Genomic DNA, 19,921 nt, shown 5'->3' on the forward strand with positions numbered 1-19,921 from the left:
CAATCACGTCCTTTCCAACAAAAGTCCTCATTAATGCTCTTTTCTGCGTTTTCACATCATCCGGGCATGTTCATCTGGTTACGCCCTATTGACTCAGTCTAACCGCCGGCAAAGACAATTGGCAGCGCTGCTTACCTGGCAATCAGGCCCGTTAAACATGAACAGTGCCGATTGTCTGTTCTATACTGGCAGCATGAAACTTTTGTCATGTTGCACGAGTTACCTCCCTCGCAGTTGTCTGCTGATATGCCTTTTGCTCTTCTCTGCAGTTCTCCGGGCAGAGGTATGGGTTATTGATATCGAAGGAGCCATAGGACCAGCAACAGCTGACCATATGGAACGGTCTATGGAGAAAGCCATCACAGCTGAGGCCGGCATGATTGTACTGCGTATTGATACGCCGGGTGGCCTGGATATGGCCATGCGGGAGATGATCAAGGTCATCCTGGCTTCTCCTCTGCCAGTCATTGGTTATGTGTCTCCCAGTGGAGCAAGGGCCGCCAGTGCTGGCACCTACCTGTTGTACGCCACACATCTGGCAGCCATGGCTCCCGGCACCAATCTCGGGGCAGCAACGCCAGTTCAGTTGGGCGGTGGATCACCGGGATTGCCAAGCATGCCGGGTAAAGATGATGCCAAAGATGGCAAATCCGGGGGAGAAAGCAAGGAAAACACAGAAGCTGCCCCGGCAGGCGATGCCATGGAGCGAAAGGTGGTGAATGATGCCGTGGCCTATATCCGCAGTCTGGCACAACTCAGAAGCCGCAACGGTGACTGGGCGGAACGCGCAGTGCGTGAAGGGGTCAGTCTCTCGGCAAACGATGCCCTTGGACAGGGCGTTATCGAGTTGGTTGCAGACTCCATGGAAAATCTGCTGACGCAACTGGATGACCGTCAAGTGACGCTGGATAAAAAATCCGTGACGCTGTCCACTGCCGGGGAAACCGTCCACTACCAGTCAGTGGACTGGCACAGCGAATTCCTGGCAGTTATCACCAACCCCAATATCGCCTACATCCTACTCATGGTCGGCATCTATGGCCTGATTATTGAGTTCTACAACCCGGGTATTGGCCTGCCGGGTATTGTCGGAGCAGCCAGTCTGCTGATTGCCATGTATGCCCTGCAAATGCTACCAATCAGCTATGCGGGGATGGGCTTGATCCTGCTGGGCATCGCCCTGATGACAGCAGAGGCTTTTGCCCCCAGTTTCGGTCTCATGGGAATCAGTGGAGCGATCACCTTTTTGACCGGCTCGATCATGTTGATGGACACCAACTTACCTGCCTACCAGATTGCCCTACCGATGATCATTGCATTGACAGTGTTCAGTCTCGGCCTGTTAGTGTTTGCCCTGAGCATGCTGGTTAAGGCACGACATCGCAAAGTAGTCACCGGCACGGAGCATCTGATCGGAAGCATGGCAACGGTGGGACGGGTCGACGGTGTAAATGCCTGGGTTTGGCTCGAGGGAGAACTCTGGCATGCCCGGTCAGAATCACCCCTGCAATTGAATGAACAGGTAAGGGTAACGGCTATTGACGGGCTGACCGCTGTGGTCAGCAAACCCACTGAAGGAGAATACTGATGTTCGAGATGCAAACATTTTTCGGGATACTGCTGGTATTGGTGGTCGTATTACTGGCCTCCATGTTCCGTATTTTGCGGGAATATGAACGCGGCGTGGTGTTTATGCTGGGCCGTTTCTACAAGGTGAAGGGCCCCGGTTTGATCATCATCATCCCCGTGTTGCAACAGATGGTACGGGTGGATTTACGCACGCTGGTGATGGATGTGCCGACCCAGGACGTCATATCCAGAGACAATGTCTCTGTCCAGGTCAATGCGGTCATTTATCTCCGGGTCATGGACCCCGAGCGGGCCATCATCCAGGTGGAAAATTACCTCGAAGCCACCAGTCAACTGTCGCAGACCACCCTTCGTTCGGTGCTGGGGCAGCACGAGCTCGATGACATGCTGGCAGAACGCGACCGCCTCAATGCCGACGTGCAGACCATTCTCGATAAACAGACCGAGGCTTGGGGTGTCAAAGTGGCCAACGTGGAAATCAAGCACGTTGATCTGAACGAATCCATGATCCGCGCCATCGCCAAACAGGCGGAAGCCGAAAGAGAGCGTCGTGCAAAAGTCATTCACGCCATGGGTGAGGCCGAAGCGGCAGAGAAACTGGCAGAAGCGTCAAAAATACTGGCCACAGAGGAATCCGCTATTCAATTGCGTTACCTGCAAACCCTGGTGGAAATTGCCGGTGACAAGAGTTCCACAATCGTGTTTCCACTGCCCGTCGACATCATGAAGAAATTTTCGTCCTGAGGCTGGCAACCGACCAACATGCAGTCGACATCCGGAACGATGTTGAGGTCATTCGAAAATATTGTGGAATGGCCATGTAATTTTATGACCGGAACAGCGCCCGGCCCGCAGAGAGAGCCCCTGTGCCAAAGCAAGACGTCGATGTATTGATTATCGGTGCCGGACTGTCCGGTATCGGCATGGCCTGCCATCTGGCCCGACAGTTACCGAACAGGCGTATTATGCTTCTGGAACGCCGCGATGCAATTGGCGGCACCTGGGATCTGTTTCGCTATCCCGGCGTGCGCTCTGACTCGGACATGTTCACCATGGGCTACGACTTTCAGCCGTGGATGAGGCCGGAAATTCTCGCCGAAGGTTCAGTGATCCGCGACTACATCAGCCGCACAGCCAAGCAATACGGCGTTGATCAACACATCCACTTTGGTCTGAAAGTCACCGCCGCCGACTGGTCCAGCAGCCGATCTCAGTGGACAGTCACGGCGCTCAATGAAACCACCGGTGACATCGCAAGCTACCGCTGCCACTTCCTGATCAGTTGCGCCGGTTACTACAATTACGATGCGGGCTATTCACCGGAATTTCCCGGCATCGAGTCATTCAAGGGAATGTGTATCCATCCCCAGTTCTGGCCGGAATCCCTGAATTATCGCGACAAAAAAGTGGTGGTTATCGGCAGCGGGGCCACCGCAGCCACCATCGTGCCGGCAATGGCCCAAGATGTCGCCCAGATCACCCTGCTGCAGCGGTCGCCGAGCTACTATCTCAGCACCCCCCGCTACGACAATCTGATCAAGCTGCTCGAAAAAATACTCCCACAGCAGTGGCTGTACCACACCCTGCGCTCTGCCAACACCTTTCTCCAACGCCTGCTGTACAAAAGTGCCATTCGCTGGCCCGAAAAAATGCGCAAATACCTGCTGTGGAAAGTCAAAAAATCCCTGGGTAAAAGTGCTGACATGCGCCACTTCACGCCACATTATCCACCCTGGCAGGAACGACTTTGCGTAGTGCCCGGCGGGGACCTTTTCAAAGCCATCAAATCCGGTAAAGCCCGCATAATAACCGATCAGATAGACCACTTTACCGAACGGGGCATTCAACTCAAATCCGGGCAGTCGCTAGATGCAGATATCGTGATTACCGCTACCGGTTTACAGTTACAGACCTTTGGCGGCACGACCCTGAGCATCGACAACAGGACAATACCGGCAAACAGTCTGCTCAGTTACAAATCCGTTCTTCTGCAAAATTTGCCCAATATGGCCTTTATCCTCGGCTATACCAACGCCTCGTGGACACTCAAGTCAGATATCGCATCCCGTTACATCTGCCGCCTGCTTCAATACATGGAGAGCAACAACATCACCACTGTCACACCCCGTGCACCCGACAACGAAGCAACCGAAGAGAATGTAATGAACGTATTGAGTTCGGGCTATATTCTGCGGGGCAAAGATCAACTCCCACGTCAGGGCAGACATGCTCCGTGGCAAGTGTCACATAGCCTTGAAGCTGATCGGGCCATGCTGCTCAGCGACCCGATTAACGACCAATTACTGGAGTTTACCGCCAGATGAATACAGTCCATTCCCACAAAGCCGTTGAGATGATTCACCAATGAATCCGATCTTTGCCTTTCTGCTCGCGATCTTTGCCCTGGTTATTGCCTGGGTCATATTGAACCGGGTATTTCCCCGTCAGGCAGCAAAGACCGGTATTGGCCTGGAACGCTGGCGTTCATGCCTCGACAGCAAAATAGCCACCATTCCCGGTGCCACTATGCCCTACCTGGAGGGTGGTTGCGGTGAGCCGCTGGTACTGATTCACGGCTTTGGCGGTGACAAGGACAACTTCACCCGCATCGCACGTTTCCTCTCCCCCCATTATCGCCTGATCATCCCGGACCTGCCGGGCTTTGGTGACGCCAGTCGGGACCCGGATGCCAGCTATCAGGTCACCGATCAGGCAAAAAGCCTGTGCGAGTTTCTGAATGTGCTCGGCCTCAAGCGGATTCATCTGGGGGGCAACTCCATGGGCGGCTTTATTGCCTGTCAATTTGCCGCTGAGCAGCCCGAACGGGTTGCCAGCCTGTGGCTCCTGGATGCTGCCGGCACCCAGCCCGCCTTCGAATCGGATATCCTGAAACGCTATATCGCCACTGGCGAACTGCCCATGTTGTTGCGTTCGGCCAGTGACTTTGACCGGCTGCTGCAGGTGACAACCAGACACCCTCCCTATTTGCCCTACTCCCTGAAATACATGCTGGCCCGACGAAGCGCCGCCGATTTCGCCTTGCACAGCGAGATCATGCGGCAATTCATCGCATCGCCCATGCTGGAAACACAGTTCAAAAAAATCGACACGCCCGCACTAATTGTCTGGGGGGACGAAGATCAGGTCCTGCACCCTGCCGGTGCTGCCGCTCTGCAATCATTGCTGCCGAACAGCGAGATTCAGATGATGCCCGATATTGGTCATCTGCCCATGCTGGAGGCACCCCGCCGGACTGCCCGGGATTACATCCGTTACCGCGACGGAGTTTCAGCCAAGAACAACAAGTGAAGGAAACAGATAAAGGACAAAGAGTTAAGCGGAATATACGCTGAAGAAAAGAATTGCATCGAAAACCACGCCGAATAGAGGATTGCTAGAGGTGGATTTCGGCTTCCATAAAAGTGACGGCTGAACCCGTTAATCTCACCCTGTCGCCACGCACTTCACAGATGATATCACCGCCACGACGAGACAGCTGCTTCGCCGTCAGTATGGACTTGCTAAACCTTTCGGCCCAGAAAGGTGCCAGCGCACAGTGCGTAGAGCCGGTCACAGGATCCTCCGGTATACCCAATTTGGGCGCAAAGAAACGGCTGACAAAATCCACGGTATCACCGGGCGCAGTGATGATTACACCACGCAATCCCACCTTGCTGAGCAGACCCTGGTCAGGTTTGACAGCACGGACCTTTGACTCGTTATCGAACACCGCCAGATAGTCATCAGCCGCCAATAACTGAACCGGTTTTTGTCCCAGGGCCTGGTAGAGCAAATCAGGTAGTTCACAGGGTTTTGGCACGCAGGCCGGAAAATCCATTTGCAGCTGACCATCTGATCTCTCAACTGTCAGCTCACCACTGCGCGTGGTAAAAGTGATCCGGTTTTGCCGGTAGTCACTGTGCACAAAAATCACATGGGCTGCCGCCAATGTGGCATGACCACACAACTCGACTTCAGCCAGCGGAGTAAACCAGCGCAGCGAAAAGCCATTGTGGGAAGGGACAAAAAAAGCCGTTTCGGAGAGGTTGTTCTCCTCTGCAATGGCCTGCAGCAGGCTGTCGTCCAGCCATGAAGCCAGTGGCACCACCGCAGCGGGGTTGCCGCCAAAAATTCGGTCGGTAAACGCATCGACCTGATATTGCTGAAGTTTCACGTCAGTTCACCAAAAGATCGCAGGTGCTCAACTGCTAATCTTCACAGACTGCAGGGCAATGCTTGCCACCTTTATTCGCCGGATTGCAGGGGCCACCCTTTCCCGCATAGCAGGCGCCACCCAAACCTTTATAGGCCGGACCACCGAGACCATCGTACCTGGCACCGCCGTAACCTTTGTAGGCCGGACCGCCCGGCCCCTCGTAGCGAGCGCCGCCTTTACCGGTATAACAGGGCCCACCAATACCGGCGTTGGCCGGCCCGCCGGGACCGGCATAAGCTGGGCCGCCTTTGCCTGCATAGCAGGGTCCGCCCGGTTTTTTGGAACCTTCGCAATCGCAAATATCGTTGGCCAGCGCACTGTAAGGTGTGAATGCTACAACGAGGAACAGAATGGCCCATTTCATCATGATGCTTCTCTGGTTAAGTCATTGGCGATGTTGTCTTTGGCTGAGCCAGAGCTTATCACTAAAGCCGCTGGCCGTTTACTCCCAGTCGTTTAATCAGGCGGCTGAAATTGCCGCGGTCCAGTCCCAACTCCCGCGCAGCCCGCGACTGATTACCATCACAGCGGTGCAATGTATCACTGACCAGACGCCGCTGGAAATTCGCAGTGGCCTCCCGCAGGTTCGGCGAGCTGACAGTATCAGAGGGTGTCAGTGCTAGATCGTCAGCGGGACTTGAGCAGGTTTCGGGCGCCGACAGATCCAGCACCTCCAGGCCGATGCTGAGCAATTTACGCGAGCCAACCTCCTGTGGAAAACGCGCCCGCGCCCGCAGCACAGCCCGGCTGATCAGATGCTCCAGCTCCCGGACATTGCCCGGCCAGTCATAATGCAGCAGGGCTTCCCGCGCACTGCTATCCAGCCTTATACCCCGCAGGCCTAGACGACGCCGATTCAGCTCAAGAAAGTGCCCGGCCAATACCAGCACATCGCGATGACGTTCGCGCAATGCCGGGACCTGGATGGGGTAAACACCCAAACGGTGATACAGATCCGCGCGAAAATGGCCGGTCGCCACCTCACGACTCAGATCCCGATTGGTGGCAGCGATAATTCTCACATCCACCCGGTGGACGGCATCGCTACCCGGACGCTGTATTTCGCCACTTTGCAGAGCGCGCAAAAGCTTTGGCTGGACAGCCAGCGGCAACTCGCCCACCTCATCGAGAAACAATGTGCCGCCATGGGCCAGCTCAAACTTACCGGCACGGGCCTGCGACGCACCGGAGAATGCCCCCTGGGTATGGCCAAACAGCTCGCTTTCCACCAGATTTTCCGGCAATGCAGCGCAATTCACATACACCAGCGGAAAGTCCGCACGTGCCGAACTGAGGTGAAGATGACGGGCCACCAACTCTTTGCCCACACCGGTTTCTCCAGTGATCAGCACCGCCAGATCAGATCGCGCGACCACATTGATATCCTGGTAAAGCAGTTTCATCGCCTTGCTGTCACCAATCAGCTGTGACTGCCCCTGATCCGCCACTACGGCCTGCGCCACAAGATGTTCCCGCTCGGCGCGAGCCTGTAGTCCACCAATCAGATTAATGATTCTGATGGTTGCCTCAGTGAGACGAATGAACGTGCGCAGCGCCAGCGTATCAATATCGTCGAATACGCCGGGCTGCAAAGCATCCATTGTCAGAACCCCCCAGGGAATGTCATCGATGTAGAGAGACACGCCGAGACAGTCATGCACATGCAGGCTGTCACTGGTGCCATCAATCAGCCCGTCATAGGGATCGGATAATTCCGAATCCGCCAGGAATCGCACCGGCTCGCGACTCAATAAAATTTTCGCCAGCCGCGGCTGCTCATCCACCACGAAGGTACGTCCCATCGCGTCCTCGCTGAGCCCGTTGACCGCCATGGGTTGCAACGTGGAGCCCTGCAACTTCAACAGGGCGGCAGCATCGCAGGGAAAGACCTGATTCAGCGCCGTCAGCAAGCGGGCATAGCGCTGTTCAGGCGACATTTCCCGGCACAGGTCCGCAAGAATCTCCAGCATGACCTCAGGCACATTACTTGCTGTCATAAATACACCATTATTGTTTATTTAACATCATTACGAATGGTATCACTTTAACAGCATAAAAATTATTTTTATAACATTCATAGTGTTATATGTTGGCACAATAAATGCCTTATCTCTTGTACCTGAGCAGCTTTTTATATCCGAACAGCACTCACAGCAGAGAATGGAGTACGTTATGCTTTCACAACAGTCCAGAGACATTATTGATGCCACCCTGCCCATCGTGGGCGAGCACGTGAATCAAATCACCGAGGTCTTTTATCCGCTGATGTTCGACCGCTACCCGGCCGTCAGGGACTATTTCAACCAGGCCCACCAGGCAACAGGTACGCAGCCACGGGCGCTGGCCAATGCCGTGGTCGCCTATGCCAGCAACCTGGATCGTCTGGAAGTGCTCGGCGATGCCGTAGGACTCATTGTGCAAAAGCACGTCTCGCTGAATATCCTGCCGGAGCACTACCCCATCGTCGGCGAATGCCTGCTGGCAGCCATTAAGGAAACACTGGGCGATGCAGCCACAGAAGAGGTCCTCTCAGCCTGGGGTGAAGCCTATGGTCAACTGGCAGAGCTACTGATCAACGCCGAAGAGCAGGTTTATCAGGCCAACCAGGAGAAACCCGGTGGCTGGCGCGGTGAACGCGGCTTCGTGCTGGTGAAAAAAATTCGTGAAAGCGATGTCATCACATCATTCTACTTTGAACCGGCCGACGGCAAACCCATTGCCGGCTTCAAGCCCGGTCAGTACATCACCCTGATACTCGACATTGACGGGCAGGCTGTCCGCCGTAATTATTCGCTGTCGGACAGCCCCGGCAAGCCGTATTACCGGATCAGTGTAAAGCGCGAACCCGGCGGGCTGGTCTCGAACTATCTGCACGATCAGTTCAGCGTCAACGATCACATCAAACTGACCGCACCCTGTGGCGACTTTGTTCTCAACGACGCCCAGCGGCCGCTGGTATTACTGAGTGGTGGCGTCGGTATCACACCCACCGTCAGCATGCTGCAGCCCGCATTGGACAGTGGCCGCCAGGTACATTTCCTGCATGGGGCCCTGAACAGCGATTGCCACGCATTCAAGGATCTGGTTGAGGAAATGGCCCACAACTACGAAAACCTGCACCGCTACTACTGTTACAGCGACCCCCTGCCCCAGGACAAAGACCAGCACAGCGGATTTTTTGATCGCGAACGCCTGGCGGGACTGTTGCCTGCCCATGGGGAAATAGACGTGTATTTCCTCGGGCCAAAACCCTTTATGCAGGCCTGTTATCGTGCGCTCAATGAATTGAAAATTCCTCTCGACCGCATTCGCTATGAATTCTTCGGGCCACTGGAAGAGCTGTAAAAACTGCGGCCAGGTACGACTTTTTTACCTCGAAAGTTGTACCTGGCCGCGGCTTTCATTTCAGTCATCGTCGATAAATGCCGTGCGATGGAATTCCGCCGCTTCCGTCACTTCCTTCACCCCACACTCCAGCAATTCTGGCACATCACCTCCCGCCAACACCTCCAGCACAGCGTGCACCCCACGGGAAAGCGATGTCAGGTTGTAGCCGCCTTCCAGAACAAGCGCCAGCCTGCCATCGCAGTATTGGTCGGCAATATCCTGAACGATGCGCGTGAGGACCTTGAAACCGTTATAGGTCATATTCATGGCCATATCATTGTGATGCGGGTCAAAGCCAGCCGAGACCAGAACCAGATCGGGTTTAAAGCGCTCGACGGCCGGGAGCAGTATTTCACGAAAAGCTTTCTCAATAGCAATGTCACCGGCAGCTTCAGGGAGCGGTACGTTAATCGTGTAACCTTCGCCGAGTCCGGCACCGACTTCGTCAAGATGGCCCGAACCGGGATAAAAAGGTGCGGCACAGTGGGTATCGAAAAACAGCACATCGGGGTCCGCCCAGAATATTTCCTGGGTACCATTGCCATGGTGTGCATCCCAGTCAACGATTAGGATTCGCTCACAATTCAACTTCGCCTGGGCATGGGCTGCCGCCACTGCAACATTATTCAGCAAACAGAAACCTCTGGCCCGGACCGGCTCAGCGTGATGACCCGGGGGGCGAACCAACGCAAAGGCACTTTTTGACTTTTTATTGACCACGCTTTCCACCGCTGCGATGGCATTACCGGCTGCGGCGATGGCTGCCTTGATACTGTCGGGTGACACAGCAGTGGTATCACTATCCAGCCAGGCGCTTTTTCCTGCCAGGGAGAAAATATGATCGAGATATGACGTGGTATGAACGCGGCTCAGCTGCTTGTATGTGGCACTGGCACCCGACGTCAAATGGATGCCTTGAATCGGGTTCTCGTCAAGGTACGTCTTGATCGCACTCAGCCGTCCGGGATGTTCCGGATAGCTCCATTTAAAGTCCAGTTCTTGCAGGATGGTTCTGACATGTTTTTCCACCCGACTGGGGATAAAAGGCAAATCCACCTGTGGGTCATGGCCCAGCATCACCTCGTCAAAAAAGACATCTACCTTGCGATCGCCTATCACCCAATTCCCCTTTGACTGTTCGAAACTGTCTGCTTACAGATTACGAGCTCATCGCCGTTTTGCCAGAGCGCTCTGCACGACCGTTGTGAAGGCCGCAGCACGGACTCCCGTAGGCTTGAACCCCAGCTTACTCCAGGTCGCCGCTGCCTCCTTGTTGGAAGCGGCGTATTCGAGGATCAACTCATCGATACCCTGACTCTCCGCAAATGCAACCAACTCCCGAAGTATGGCACTGGAAACGCCAAGTTTACGAAAATTCGGCTCCACCCAAACATCATCAATAATGCCGGACTTGCACTCAATGTCTCCAGACTGTTCCCAGATACCCTGATTACGCCACACGTATAAATAGCCCATCCCCACCAACCTGGCATCGCCCGCCTCGGCCACAACAAGCAGCTTACCCGGATCTGAAAGAGACGAGCGCAGCGTTGCCATCAGCCGTTTTCGCTCCTCTTTCTTAAGGGTGTGAGGTGGTTCCCCTGCAACGTGAAGTGCCAGTCTGGCAAGGAAATCGACAAGCACAGGCAGGTCGGCTTGCACCGCTTTGCGTATCCTGAAGTTGCCGGCATTGTCTCTGGTTATGACCATTTGCTTAACGTCTCAGACACGTATGGAAAAGTTGGAAGTTATACCTGATCGGAGTTTTTCCTTTATCCCGGCAATACCGAGAAAATCCCAGACTACACCACTCACGGACTCTGGCACTATAATAATGAACGATTCCGTGTATTGCTTGTGTTCGCTTGTCATCCTGCTTACCCGAGCTAACATGCATTCATCCGGCGAAAAAGGACTCATCCATGAAACCCGAAACCATTGCCTTGCACCACGGCTATGAGGCCGACAACCAGCACGCGGTTGCAGTACCCATTCATCAAACAACTTCTTTCTCCTTTGACAATGCCCAACACGGTGCGGATTTGTTTGACCTGAAAGTTGCCGGCAACATCTACTCACGCATTATGAACCCGACCTGCGCCGTCCTCGAACAGAGAATCGCAGCGCTCGAGGGTGGCATCGGGGCCCTGGCAGTCGCCTCCGGCATGGCGGCCATTACCTACGCCATTCAGACAATCAGCGAAACGGGCGACAACCTTGTTTCGATCAGTGAATTGTATGGCGGCACCTACAACCTGCTCGCCCACACCCTGCCCCGCCAGGGAATTGAAACCCGTTTTGCCGACAAAGACGATTTTGCCGGTATTGAAGCCCTGATCGATGACCGCACCAAGGTGCTTTACTGCGAATCGATTGGCAATCCGTCGGGCAGCGTTGTGGATATCAAACGTCTGGCTGACATCGCTCACGCTGCGGGTATTCCGCTGGTTGTCGATAACACTGTAGCCACCCCCTTCCTGTGGCGGCCGATTGAACAGGGTGCCGACATTGTCGTGCACTCAGCCACCAAATACATGGGTGGGCACGGCACCACGATGGGTGGTGTAATCGTTGATTCTGGCACATTCCCCTGGGCTGACCAGCCCAAGCGCTTTGCACTGCTGAATGAGCCGGATGTGTCTTATCACGGCGTCAGCTACACCCGCGATGTGGGGGAAGCCGCCTTTATTACCCGGGCGCGGGTTGTACCCCTTCGGAATATGGGTGCGGTTCTGTCGGCTCAGGCCGCCTGGAACCTGCTGCAGGGGCTGGAAACTCTCGCACTGCGGATCGAGCGCGTGTGCGAAAACACCCAGAAAATAGCCGAATACCTGCAGCAGCACCCTCGAGTCAGCTGGGTCAACTATGCGGGTTTGCCTAACCACAAAGACCACGCGCTGGCACAAAAGTACATGAAGGGTAAAGCCTCGGGGATCCTCAGCTTTGGCATCGAGGGTGGCCGCGAAGCCGGGGCCCGTTTCTACGATGCCCTGGCGTTGATATTGCGATTGGTAAACATCGGCGATGCAAAAAGCTGTGCCGCCATACCCGCATCGACCACCCACCGCCAGTTGAATGACGACGAACTGAAAGCGGCCGGTGTCAGCGCCGACATGGTTCGACTGTCAATTGGTATCGAACACGTTGACGACCTGATGGCAGACATCGACCAGGCACTCGAAAAGTCCGTGGGTTAATACTGGCGACCTTTGAACAAGCACACACCAGGCAGGTTGGTGAAACTGTCGGCAATATCCGTCAGGTGCAACAGGTGTGCCACCGTTTCTGCCTAATATTCAGGAACCAAAGGGGTCGGAGTGAATAAATTTAAAATTTATTCACTCCGACCCCTTTCTCACGCTTTCTCACGGACCTGTCACGCTAACGGCAGTCAAAGGCCCTGGGCACCCCGTCGCAGCCAGTTATGAACAAATGCCAGCTTGTAACGGGCGTGGTCCGACAACACGAACGGATAAATATCCGATAGACCCATGGAACGATTGACGTGATTGACGCCCACGGTAAGCGCTGCCGCAATCTGGATCAGCCGTTCGGCATCGGGCTCAGAATACGGGTCCCAGCCAGTGTGAGGTATCTGCGGCGATGACAGGCCGGTGGCCACGAAGCTGTCGGCAATGTCCGTCAGATGCAGCAGGTGTGCCACCGTTTCTGCCCAATCTTCATGGGGATGAGTGGAGGCGTAACTGGTCAGGTAGTGCTGTCTCCAATTCGGCGGAGGGCCATTCTCGTAGTGGTATTGAAGCGCCCCGACATAGTCCACCCGCTCATCGCCAAACATCTCCCGGAATGCATCGAGAAAATCCTCGCGAAGACTCAGCCGCCACCAGAGCATGTGGGCAATTTCGTGGCGCATGTGGCCTATCATGGTGCGATAAGGCTCCTCCAGCGCTTCACGACGGGTAGTGAGCAGCACGGGATCCACCTCTGCCACACTAATCGTCACCACACCTTCAACATGCCCCATCGCAACAGGGGTCGGTCCTTCAGCGAGCATATGAAATACCGGCCGCGCACCCGGATCCTCCGGACGAAACCAATGCCAGCGCCCCAGATTATCCAGCGCCCACCGCTTGGCCGCCTCGGTCTGTGCCCAGTTGGGGATGGCATTAGGGATCGAAGGATCAGGTGCCAGCGCCGTCATGGCACAGGACCGACAGAATGCCCCCTCGTCCGGCGCTATCCAGTTGCAGCCAATCTTGTCTCGGTTGGCACAGAACGGTGGCATCGGCAGAAAAGCCCGCGCCTGGGGATCATAAGCGACGGGGGTTCCGTCAGCCGTGGCAAGGTTGTCGAACCAGAGAGAGCCGGCACCAACCGGATTGGCAAAAACACGCATTTAGCAAACTCCAAAAGCGATGTAAGTGACCGATTTAATTCAACATCGTGGGCCATAAACCCACTTGGCCACAAGTAGAAACAGGTTAGGTTTAACCCGACTCCACTTAATCTCTGATCTCACTTATTGCAGCTAACGCCGAACAGCAAGAAAAACGCCAATTACCATCAGGACCAGACCGACAAACCGGATCAGATTTACCGGGTTGTACGGCGCACCTAAAAGCCTGAAATGATCAATGACTGCCATCGAAACAACCTGCCCCAGCAAGACGAATGAAACGGCATTGCCCACACCAAATTTTGGCGCAACCCAAGTGATGGTTAATATATAAAAAATGACGAAGGCACCACCGAGATAGTAATAAACCGGGATATGGCCTGGCATAGACTTTGGCAGGCTGCCAGAAGCAAGCAGGTAAACAATGGATAGCACGCCACCCACCACAAAAAGAATGGTTGTTGCCAAGGCCGGGTTTTGTAATTTTGTGCCCAGCACGCTGTTCAATGCTGCCATGACGGGGATACCCAAACCAGCCAGCAGCATCACTGCGGCATATAAATAGAAACTGTGGTTGCTCGTCACTCGCGATTTCCTTCAACAGTCGATGGGGGTCGTAATATGCCCAATAGTCCGCCCATCGGCAAATTTGCCGTGCAATAGAAAATTGGCTATCAGTAACATCCAGTCAAAAGACGGATCACCATAGATACATGCTCGACGCCCTGTTCATGACAGTGAGTTCAAATCGTTCTGTACAGCGGGTTTGAGAGAGGCCATAGCACACGTGAAGTGGCAAAAGATGCTCTTCTCTCGGGTGGCAAAATCGGGCACCAGGGGCATTTTCCCAACCAATCAACAGATCTCGCCTCTCCTCTTCCAAATATTGATCACCGCCACAAACATCGCACAACCACTTTTCAAATGAGTGATTGAGTTGTCGGGATTCGGCACTATCGGGCGCGAAAAAGGCTTTCAGATTATGAAAGGAAAAACCGGAACCGATGACCAATACATTCTGCTTTTTCAGTCCCTGGAGTGCGGATCCAATATTGATGTGAAGCGAAGCATCCAGACTGTTTACCAGAGACAGCTGAACACATGGCACATCGGCCTCCGGATACATAATTTTGAGGGGCACGAAAACACCGTGATCGAAACCCCTCTCTTCATCCAGATGGGCTGCTATTCCCCAATTACCCAGCATCCGATAAATGTCAGCCGCCAGAGAAGGGTCGCCAGCACAGGGATACCTGATATCGTAAGACTCCGGCGGAAATCCGTAGTAATCATATATCAAGGTGGGAAAGCGCCCTGCCGTAATCGTTGGCATTTTTTCTTCCCAGTGGGCGCTGACAACCACAAGCGCGTCGGGTTTAGGTATGGTCGCCGCAATACCCTGCAGGCAGGACACCATCTCAACATGTCCAGAATCTCCCAATAACGGTAACGGTCCACCGCCGTGCGAGATAAATAGAGAGCTGGGCAGTTGCATCACCGGATCCTCCAAGAATGGCAAAGTCAGAGTACCAGACTAAGAACACTAACAAGAAGCTACGCATCGCGAGACGTGTCAGGGTGTGGACAATCAGGCCAAAAAACGGACTTTAGTGCTCTGTTCCTGGTAAGTACTTTGTACTTTACTGATTGTATATCCTCGAATGACAACGCAGACTTGAGCTCTACAGGAATGAATTTTGGACGAACAGGGTCTGAGCATGAAACCATCCACAGACGACCAAACGATAGAAACTGTACTCTGGACCGTCCTGTTCGAACAATCCGGAGATGCCATGGTGGTACTCAGGCGAGATGGCAGTGTGTATCGGGCCAACCAGCGTTATGTCGACATGCTGGGCTATTCCCCCGAAGAGTTGAGCCGCCTTCACGTGTGGGACTGGGATATCCATTTCAGCAAACAGAAACTCAAGGAAATGCTACTGGCCGCTGATAATACCAGTGCGCATTTTGATACCCGGCACCGCCGCAAGGACGGCACTATTACGGATGCAGAGGTCAGTACCAATGGCGCCCTCTATAGGGGCGAAAAGCTGATTTTCTGCATTGTCAGGGACACCACGGAACGCAAATACACCGAGGAGCGGCTTCGAAAGAATAAAGAATTGCTTGAGCGGGTCGCCGCCCAGGTACCCGGCGCACTGTACCAATACCGTATGGCCCCGGATGGTACGCGCAGCTTGCCCTATTTCAGTGAGGGCCTCGCCGAACTGGGCGGTCTGAAGCACGAAGAATTATCCGGTACAGACGAGGACAACATCATGTCCCGCATTCTTCCTGAGGATGCCGCCGATATCGAGAGTAAAGCCCAGGTATCTGCACAAAACCTGTCGCATTACCATGCAGAGTTCCGCATCCGACATAATGATGGCTCCATTCGCTGGATCGAGTGCCGCTCCACACCGGAGAAGGAAGCGGACGGCTCTATTATCTGGACTGGAATACTTCTGGATATTACTCAACGCATCCAGGCCGAAGAACAGGTACGAATTATGGCCATTACGGACGGCCTCACCGGCATTAATAACCGGCAGGAGTTCGACCGCCTGCTGGAACACGAAATAGAACGTGCCAACCGCTACCATACCCCGCTTTCACTGCTCATGTATGACCTCGATCACTTCAAGCAGGTCAACGATCGCTTCGGCCACAATACCGGTGACACGGCATTGAAAACAGTTACCAGCCTGGTCAACGATAACATCCGCAGCATTGATATCCATGGGCGCTGGGGTGGCGAGGAGTTTATGGTATTGCTGCCGCAAACCGGGTTAAGCACGGCGAAAGACGTCGCCGAGAAGTTACGACAAACCATTGCCAACCATCAATTCAACAAGCTCGGCAGCATCACGGCCAGTTTCGGAGTGGTAGAGTTTGCCCCCCATGAAAAGGCCAAATCATTGGCCCAACGGGTCGATGAAGCACTCTATCGGGCAAAAGAGCGTGGTAGAAATAGGGTTGAGGTGTAGTGGAAGTTGGAGCAAATACAAACGTAGCCCAGAAGTGTCTGGCTATTCGGGGTAAGTCCAGAAGAACGATTTCATTGGTGTATTATCCCAACCATTACCTTTGCGGCACATGCTATAAAATTTGTATCTGAGCCCATTTATTGCCACGTATTTTTATACGCTTTCAATTGACTACGCCTCTTTTGCTACCTCGGCGTTTTCCATCGAAGGCCAGCCATTTTGGTCTGGATCAAAGCTGGGGTCCAAGGCTTGTATACGCTTGACCAACGGCGGATGTGTCGACATCAGGCCAGACATTTTGACCGAGAGCTCGGCAAACATCATATGCCTGGCCTCTTCCAGTTCATCATGCACGGCTTCTTTCATGCCACTATGCTGGAGTCCGCCGATTTTTTTCAGCGCACCGGCCAGGGAGTCCGGATCACCGGTATAACGTGCGGAATCCGCATCAGCTAAATATTCACGTTGCCGTGAAATGGCTGCCTGCATGATTTTGCCCATAAAGGCCCCCAACAACCCTAACAGGATGATGGCAATGCCTATTAACGCTATTTGCGCCCCGCCTTTTCTGCTGCGACCACCGGAATGCATCAGGATACGACCCACAACATAGAGGACCATCAAGCCATGAATCAGGCCGATAACCCGTACATTCAAACGCATATCCAGGTTGCGAATATGTGCAAACTCATGGGCGACAACAGCCGCCAGTTCACCGCGGTTTAACAGCTTTAAAGCACCGCGCGTAACGGCAATAGCCGCCTTGTCAGGCGAGCTGCCGGCGGCAAAAGCATTGATCCCCGGTTCGTTTTCGAGCACAAAAATGCGGGGGGCTTGCATGCTGGCACCGAGGGCCACTTCTTCAACAATGTTTTTGTACCGGGTAATCAGCGGGTCGCCAGTCTCATCACTGACATCGGTAGCGCCCAGAGAACGGGCTACTTTGGCACCATCCCCGCCCATACTGACCATTTTCCAGAGTGATGTTAAAACAATCACGCCGGCTACTGCCAAAGCGACATAAACAAACAACCGCCAGTCGACAACGATCTGGTTGGCCTGATTTACTGTTTCCGGGGTTAAACGCACCGAGGCCAATGACGCAATCAGCACGGCGATCAGCAGTACTGAAAAAATGAACAAGGAGGTAATCAGCAGGCTTTGCTTGCGGGCATTCGCGCCATGCCGATACATACTCATTTCAGCCATGCCTAGAACTCAACTTCAGGGGCATTTTGAATGGCTTCACGATCGTCAAAATCCAGTTCTGATGCACGCTTAAAGGTAAACATGTTCGCCAGGATATTGGTCGGGAAGGTTTCCAGCACATTATTGTATTCAAGCACGGTGTTGTTGTAGCCACGACGCGATGCGGCAACCTTGTTTTCAATAGTGGTCAATTGCTCCATCAAATCACGAAAAGCGCCATCGGCCTTAAGATCGGGATAGGCTTCTGACAAGGCAAAAATCCCGCCCATCGCTTTACCGAGGAGGCCTTCGGCCTGTCCCAGTGCCAGCATTGATCCTGCGTCGCCCGAGTCGCTTTGACCGCGTAATTTTTCAGCTTGATTCCGGGCATCAATAACGCCGGTCAACGTGGCCTGTTCGTGCTTGGCATAGCCTTTTACGGTGTTGACCAGTTGCGGAATCATGTCATGTCGTTGTTTGAGCGTGACGTCTATCTGTTTGAATGCATTTTGAAATACATTGCGAAGTCGAACCAACTTATTGTATTCCAGGATTACATATAAAATCAGTACGCCAAGAATTCCCAGTAATACCCACTCCATATCCCTACTCCTTTCTATTTAAACAAGTAATAACCTGGCATTCATCGATTGATCCCAGGCGATGTTTTTTTCATTGTATCTTGTTGAGTCATCATGTGTTTGAACCTGGAACAGGAAGGAAACACTGAAATCCACAAGAACTCCACTAAAGAACCCGGGTATTTGTAAGCCAGTATACGCGCGGGTAACCCCACATCCAGCATTGCCGGCGATGGCTGCTTTCACTGTGAAACGCTTGAATCGTTGTCGGTAGCCTTCAGCATGGTACGAATGCGGTCAATGTGGACTTGAGAATCTTTAGCCCGCTGGGAGGTCGATGAGGGCAATTTTCTTTTTTACTCATCGATAAGCCCCCATTGCCATAGATTATCTGAATTGGCCTTGCTTGCTGCCACGGCAATCAATCTCGCTTGGAAAATAGCCTGCTTTTCCAGTGCGGCTATTGCGACCTCAGCACCTGGAAATCAATTGGTTTAAAGTATCACTCTGACCAGACGGCATACTCATTGCCACTTGGGTCGCTAAAATGAAACCTGCGACCACCGGGGAAGCTAAAAATTGATTTCACGATTTTACCCCCGGCTTGCTCCACTTTATTAAGAGACGCCTCAAGGTCGGAACTGTAAAGAACAACAAGGGCACTACCCTTCCCAACCTCAGCCACTAGAGGTGATCGGTAAAAACCCCCATCAAGGCCGGCATTCTGGATCGCAACATAATCAGGGCCATAATCTACGAACTGCCAGCCGAAAGCATCCGAGAAGAACCTCTTTGTGCCTTCGAGGTTACTCGCCGGCAATTCGATATAGTTGATCTTTTCAGATGTCACAGTTCACCTCGTAGTCTTATAACGCCGGCCAACACTGGCGACAAAACCTCAACGAGGCGGAGGTTTTGGCCTCCGGTGCATGACATGGTTATGCAGCATGTAGCGGTTTGATCCGAGCCACTTCTTCCTTGACCGACTGAGCAGCCGTCCAAAGATCAACAGATCGCTGCGCATTCAGCCAGAATTCCGGCGAATTACCAAACAAACGGGCAAGCCGGAGCGCCATTTCAGGACTGACAGCACGACGTTCGCGAAGTAATTCATTAACTGACTGGCGAGAAACACCCAGAGATTCAGCCAACCCGGCAACGGACAGGCCATAGTCCGGAAGGAAATCCTCCCTCAGCATCTCGCCAGGATGAGTCGGCTTGCGCTGCATGCCGGCAGTATTAAGAATAGCCATAGTTATCACCTCACTCAGTGGTAGTCACACACTTCGACCTCATACGCATCGCCATCTTCAAAACGAAAACAGATACGCCACTGATCATTTATTGAAATTGCGTGCTGCCCCTGCCTGTTTCCCGCCAGCGGGTGAAGGCGATTGCCGGGCGGCACTTTCAAATCCTCCAGCTGTACGGCCAGATCCACGTATTCAAGTTTTCTAGCGGCTCTCGGTGCAACATCCGCAGGAAATTTCTTTGCCTTGCCCCTGGAGTAAAGCTCTTGGGTTCGTTTGTCAGCGAAGGATTTGATCATGCATCGAAGTGTATTGTGTCACGTGACACATGTCAATAAGGCTTGAGAATGACTGCATAACGCCCC

21 protein-coding genes are annotated in these 19,921 nt (G+C 53.6%); 7 read left to right on the plus strand and 14 right to left on the minus strand.

Annotated features, from left to right (window positions below; genetic code table 11):
* Positions 1 to 346: 346 nt before the first annotated feature.
* From AACZ64_RS09275 to AACZ64_RS09290, 4 genes are all read left to right on the plus strand, one after another.
* Positions 347 to 1,588, plus strand: a complete 1,242-nt coding sequence (locus tag AACZ64_RS09275) for a nodulation protein NfeD (protein WP_293614275.1) — start codon at positions 347 to 349, stop codon at positions 1,586 to 1,588.
* Positions 1,589 to 1,596: 8 nt separating this feature from the next.
* Complete coding sequence (locus tag AACZ64_RS09280) at positions 1,597 to 2,334, plus strand: slipin family protein (RefSeq protein WP_339639962.1); 738 nt, start codon at positions 1,597 to 1,599, stop codon at positions 2,332 to 2,334.
* Positions 2,335 to 2,456: 122 nt separating this feature from the next.
* Complete coding sequence (locus AACZ64_RS09285) at positions 2,457 to 3,914, plus strand: NAD(P)/FAD-dependent oxidoreductase (RefSeq protein ID WP_293614273.1); 1,458 nt, start codon at positions 2,457 to 2,459, stop codon at positions 3,912 to 3,914.
* A gap of 40 nt (positions 3,915 to 3,954) precedes the next feature.
* Positions 3,955 to 4,899, plus strand: coding sequence for an alpha/beta fold hydrolase (locus tag AACZ64_RS09290; protein WP_293614272.1), 945 nt, complete (start codon positions 3,955 to 3,957; stop codon positions 4,897 to 4,899).
* Positions 4,900 to 4,984: 85 nt separating this feature from the next.
* Here AACZ64_RS09290 and AACZ64_RS09295 read toward each other — a convergent pair whose 3' ends face one another.
* The 3 genes from AACZ64_RS09295 to norR are packed head-to-tail and all read right to left on the minus strand — an operon-like array spanning position 4,985 to position 7,803.
* Positions 4,985 to 5,764 (minus strand): PhzF family phenazine biosynthesis protein, encoded by a 780-nt coding sequence (locus AACZ64_RS09295; protein ID WP_293614271.1) that lies wholly within the window; start codon positions 5,762 to 5,764, stop codon positions 4,985 to 4,987.
* Between the two features lie 34 nt (positions 5,765 to 5,798).
* The gene (locus AACZ64_RS09300; protein WP_293614270.1) at positions 5,799 to 6,173 is read right to left on the minus strand and encodes a hypothetical protein; all 375 of its coding nucleotides are present in this window, start codon (positions 6,171 to 6,173) and stop codon (positions 5,799 to 5,801) included.
* 58 nt (positions 6,174 to 6,231) lie between these two features.
* Positions 6,232 to 7,803 carry a nitric oxide reductase transcriptional regulator NorR gene (gene norR / locus AACZ64_RS09305; protein ID WP_293614269.1) on the minus strand — a complete coding sequence of 524 codons (1,572 nt, stop codon included), beginning with the start codon at positions 7,801 to 7,803 and terminating at the stop codon, positions 6,232 to 6,234.
* 175 nt (positions 7,804 to 7,978) lie between these two features.
* On the opposite strand from norR, the gene hmpA reads away from it, so the two are divergent.
* Positions 7,979 to 9,151, plus strand: a complete 1,173-nt coding sequence (hmpA, locus tag AACZ64_RS09310) for an NO-inducible flavohemoprotein (RefSeq protein WP_293614268.1) — start codon at positions 7,979 to 7,981, stop codon at positions 9,149 to 9,151.
* 60 nt (positions 9,152 to 9,211) lie between these two features.
* On the opposite strand, the gene AACZ64_RS09315 is transcribed toward hmpA, so the two are convergent.
* On the minus strand, positions 9,212 to 10,312 hold the full coding sequence (locus AACZ64_RS09315) for a histone deacetylase (RefSeq protein ID WP_293614267.1): 1,101 nt from the start codon (positions 10,310 to 10,312) through the stop codon (positions 9,212 to 9,214).
* Positions 10,313 to 10,360: 48 nt separating this feature from the next.
* Entirely contained in the window at positions 10,361 to 10,903 is a 543-nt protein-coding gene (locus AACZ64_RS09320) for a GNAT family N-acetyltransferase (protein ID WP_293614266.1), read from the minus strand.
* Positions 10,904 to 11,115: 212 nt separating this feature from the next.
* Between AACZ64_RS09320 and AACZ64_RS09325 the strand changes: the two genes are divergently transcribed.
* Positions 11,116 to 12,390 (plus strand): aminotransferase class I/II-fold pyridoxal phosphate-dependent enzyme, encoded by a 1,275-nt coding sequence (locus tag AACZ64_RS09325; RefSeq protein ID WP_293614265.1) that lies wholly within the window; start codon positions 11,116 to 11,118, stop codon positions 12,388 to 12,390.
* 194 nt (positions 12,391 to 12,584) lie between these two features.
* Here AACZ64_RS09325 and AACZ64_RS09330 read toward each other — a convergent pair whose 3' ends face one another.
* The 3 genes from AACZ64_RS09330 to AACZ64_RS09340 all read right to left on the minus strand — a co-directional run bounded on the left by AACZ64_RS09330 (position 12,585) and on the right by AACZ64_RS09340 (position 15,045).
* Positions 12,585 to 13,550, minus strand: a complete 966-nt coding sequence (locus AACZ64_RS09330) for a putative zinc-binding metallopeptidase (RefSeq protein WP_293614264.1) — start codon at positions 13,548 to 13,550, stop codon at positions 12,585 to 12,587.
* Between the two features lie 132 nt (positions 13,551 to 13,682).
* Positions 13,683 to 14,135 (minus strand): DMT family transporter, encoded by a 453-nt coding sequence (locus AACZ64_RS09335; protein WP_339639919.1) that lies wholly within the window; start codon positions 14,133 to 14,135, stop codon positions 13,683 to 13,685.
* A gap of 115 nt (positions 14,136 to 14,250) precedes the next feature.
* Positions 14,251 to 15,045, minus strand: coding sequence for a class III extradiol ring-cleavage dioxygenase (locus AACZ64_RS09340; protein ID WP_293614262.1), 795 nt, complete (start codon positions 15,043 to 15,045; stop codon positions 14,251 to 14,253).
* Positions 15,046 to 15,268: 223 nt separating this feature from the next.
* On the opposite strand from AACZ64_RS09340, the gene AACZ64_RS09345 reads away from it, so the two are divergent.
* Positions 15,269 to 16,537, plus strand: coding sequence for a sensor domain-containing diguanylate cyclase (locus AACZ64_RS09345; protein ID WP_293614261.1), 1,269 nt, complete (start codon positions 15,269 to 15,271; stop codon positions 16,535 to 16,537).
* Positions 16,538 to 16,708: 171 nt separating this feature from the next.
* On the opposite strand, the gene AACZ64_RS09350 is transcribed toward AACZ64_RS09345, so the two are convergent.
* From AACZ64_RS09350 to AACZ64_RS09375, 6 genes are all read right to left on the minus strand, one after another.
* Positions 16,709 to 17,746, minus strand: coding sequence for a M48 family metalloprotease (locus tag AACZ64_RS09350; protein WP_293614260.1), 1,038 nt, complete (start codon positions 17,744 to 17,746; stop codon positions 16,709 to 16,711).
* A 2-nt stretch (positions 17,747 to 17,748) separates the two neighbouring features.
* Positions 17,749 to 18,327 (minus strand): LemA family protein, encoded by a 579-nt coding sequence (locus AACZ64_RS09355; protein WP_293614259.1) that lies wholly within the window; start codon positions 18,325 to 18,327, stop codon positions 17,749 to 17,751.
* Between the two features lie 18 nt (positions 18,328 to 18,345).
* Positions 18,346 to 18,552, minus strand: a complete 207-nt coding sequence (locus AACZ64_RS09360; protein WP_339639920.1) for a hypothetical protein — start codon at positions 18,550 to 18,552, stop codon at positions 18,346 to 18,348.
* A gap of 256 nt (positions 18,553 to 18,808) precedes the next feature.
* On the minus strand, positions 18,809 to 19,156 hold the full coding sequence (locus AACZ64_RS09365) for a VOC family protein (RefSeq protein WP_293614258.1): 348 nt from the start codon (positions 19,154 to 19,156) through the stop codon (positions 18,809 to 18,811).
* A gap of 88 nt (positions 19,157 to 19,244) precedes the next feature.
* Positions 19,245 to 19,559: a HigA family addiction module antitoxin gene (locus tag AACZ64_RS09370; RefSeq protein WP_293614257.1), complete on the minus strand. Its 315-nt coding sequence runs from the start codon at positions 19,557 to 19,559 to the stop codon at positions 19,245 to 19,247.
* A 14-nt stretch (positions 19,560 to 19,573) separates the two neighbouring features.
* The gene (locus AACZ64_RS09375; protein ID WP_293614256.1) at positions 19,574 to 19,855 is read right to left on the minus strand and encodes a type II toxin-antitoxin system RelE/ParE family toxin; all 282 of its coding nucleotides are present in this window, start codon (positions 19,853 to 19,855) and stop codon (positions 19,574 to 19,576) included.
* Between the last annotated feature and the right edge of the window lie 66 nt (positions 19,856 to 19,921).

Source organism: uncultured Porticoccus sp. (assembly GCF_963975625.1).
Classification (GTDB): domain Bacteria; phylum Pseudomonadota; class Gammaproteobacteria; order Pseudomonadales; family Porticoccaceae; genus Porticoccus.

Coding starts and splice junctions, on each gene's coding strand:
- AACZ64_RS09325 (WP_293614265.1), top strand. CDS start 11,116: ATGAAACCCGAAACCATTGCCTTGCACCACGGCTATGAGGCCGACAAC.
- AACZ64_RS09290 (WP_293614272.1), top strand. CDS start 3,955: ATGAATCCGATCTTTGCCTTTCTGCTCGCGATCTTTGCCCTGGTTATT.
- AACZ64_RS09375 (WP_293614256.1), bottom strand. CDS start 19,855: ATGATCAAATCCTTCGCTGACAAACGAACCCAAGAGCTTTACTCCAGG.
- AACZ64_RS09300 (WP_293614270.1), bottom strand. CDS start 6,173: ATGATGAAATGGGCCATTCTGTTCCTCGTTGTAGCATTCACACCTTAC.
- AACZ64_RS09340 (WP_293614262.1), bottom strand. CDS start 15,045: ATGCAACTGCCCAGCTCTCTATTTATCTCGCACGGCGGTGGACCGTTA.
- AACZ64_RS09355 (WP_293614259.1), bottom strand. CDS start 18,327: ATGGAGTGGGTATTACTGGGAATTCTTGGCGTACTGATTTTATATGTA.
- AACZ64_RS09350 (WP_293614260.1), bottom strand. CDS start 17,746: ATGGCTGAAATGAGTATGTATCGGCATGGCGCGAATGCCCGCAAGCAA.
- AACZ64_RS09345 (WP_293614261.1), top strand. CDS start 15,269: ATGAAACCATCCACAGACGACCAAACGATAGAAACTGTACTCTGGACC.
- AACZ64_RS09280 (WP_339639962.1), top strand. CDS start 1,597: ATGCAAACATTTTTCGGGATACTGCTGGTATTGGTGGTCGTATTACTG.
- norR (WP_293614269.1), bottom strand. CDS start 7,803: ATGACAGCAAGTAATGTGCCTGAGGTCATGCTGGAGATTCTTGCGGAC.
- AACZ64_RS09275 (WP_293614275.1), top strand. CDS start 347: ATGGAGAAAGCCATCACAGCTGAGGCCGGCATGATTGTACTGCGTATT.
- AACZ64_RS09330 (WP_293614264.1), bottom strand. CDS start 13,550: ATGCGTGTTTTTGCCAATCCGGTTGGTGCCGGCTCTCTCTGGTTCGAC.
- AACZ64_RS09370 (WP_293614257.1), bottom strand. CDS start 19,559: ATGGCTATTCTTAATACTGCCGGCATGCAGCGCAAGCCGACTCATCCT.
- AACZ64_RS09320 (WP_293614266.1), bottom strand. CDS start 10,903: ATGGTCATAACCAGAGACAATGCCGGCAACTTCAGGATACGCAAAGCG.
- hmpA (WP_293614268.1), top strand. CDS start 7,979: ATGCTTTCACAACAGTCCAGAGACATTATTGATGCCACCCTGCCCATC.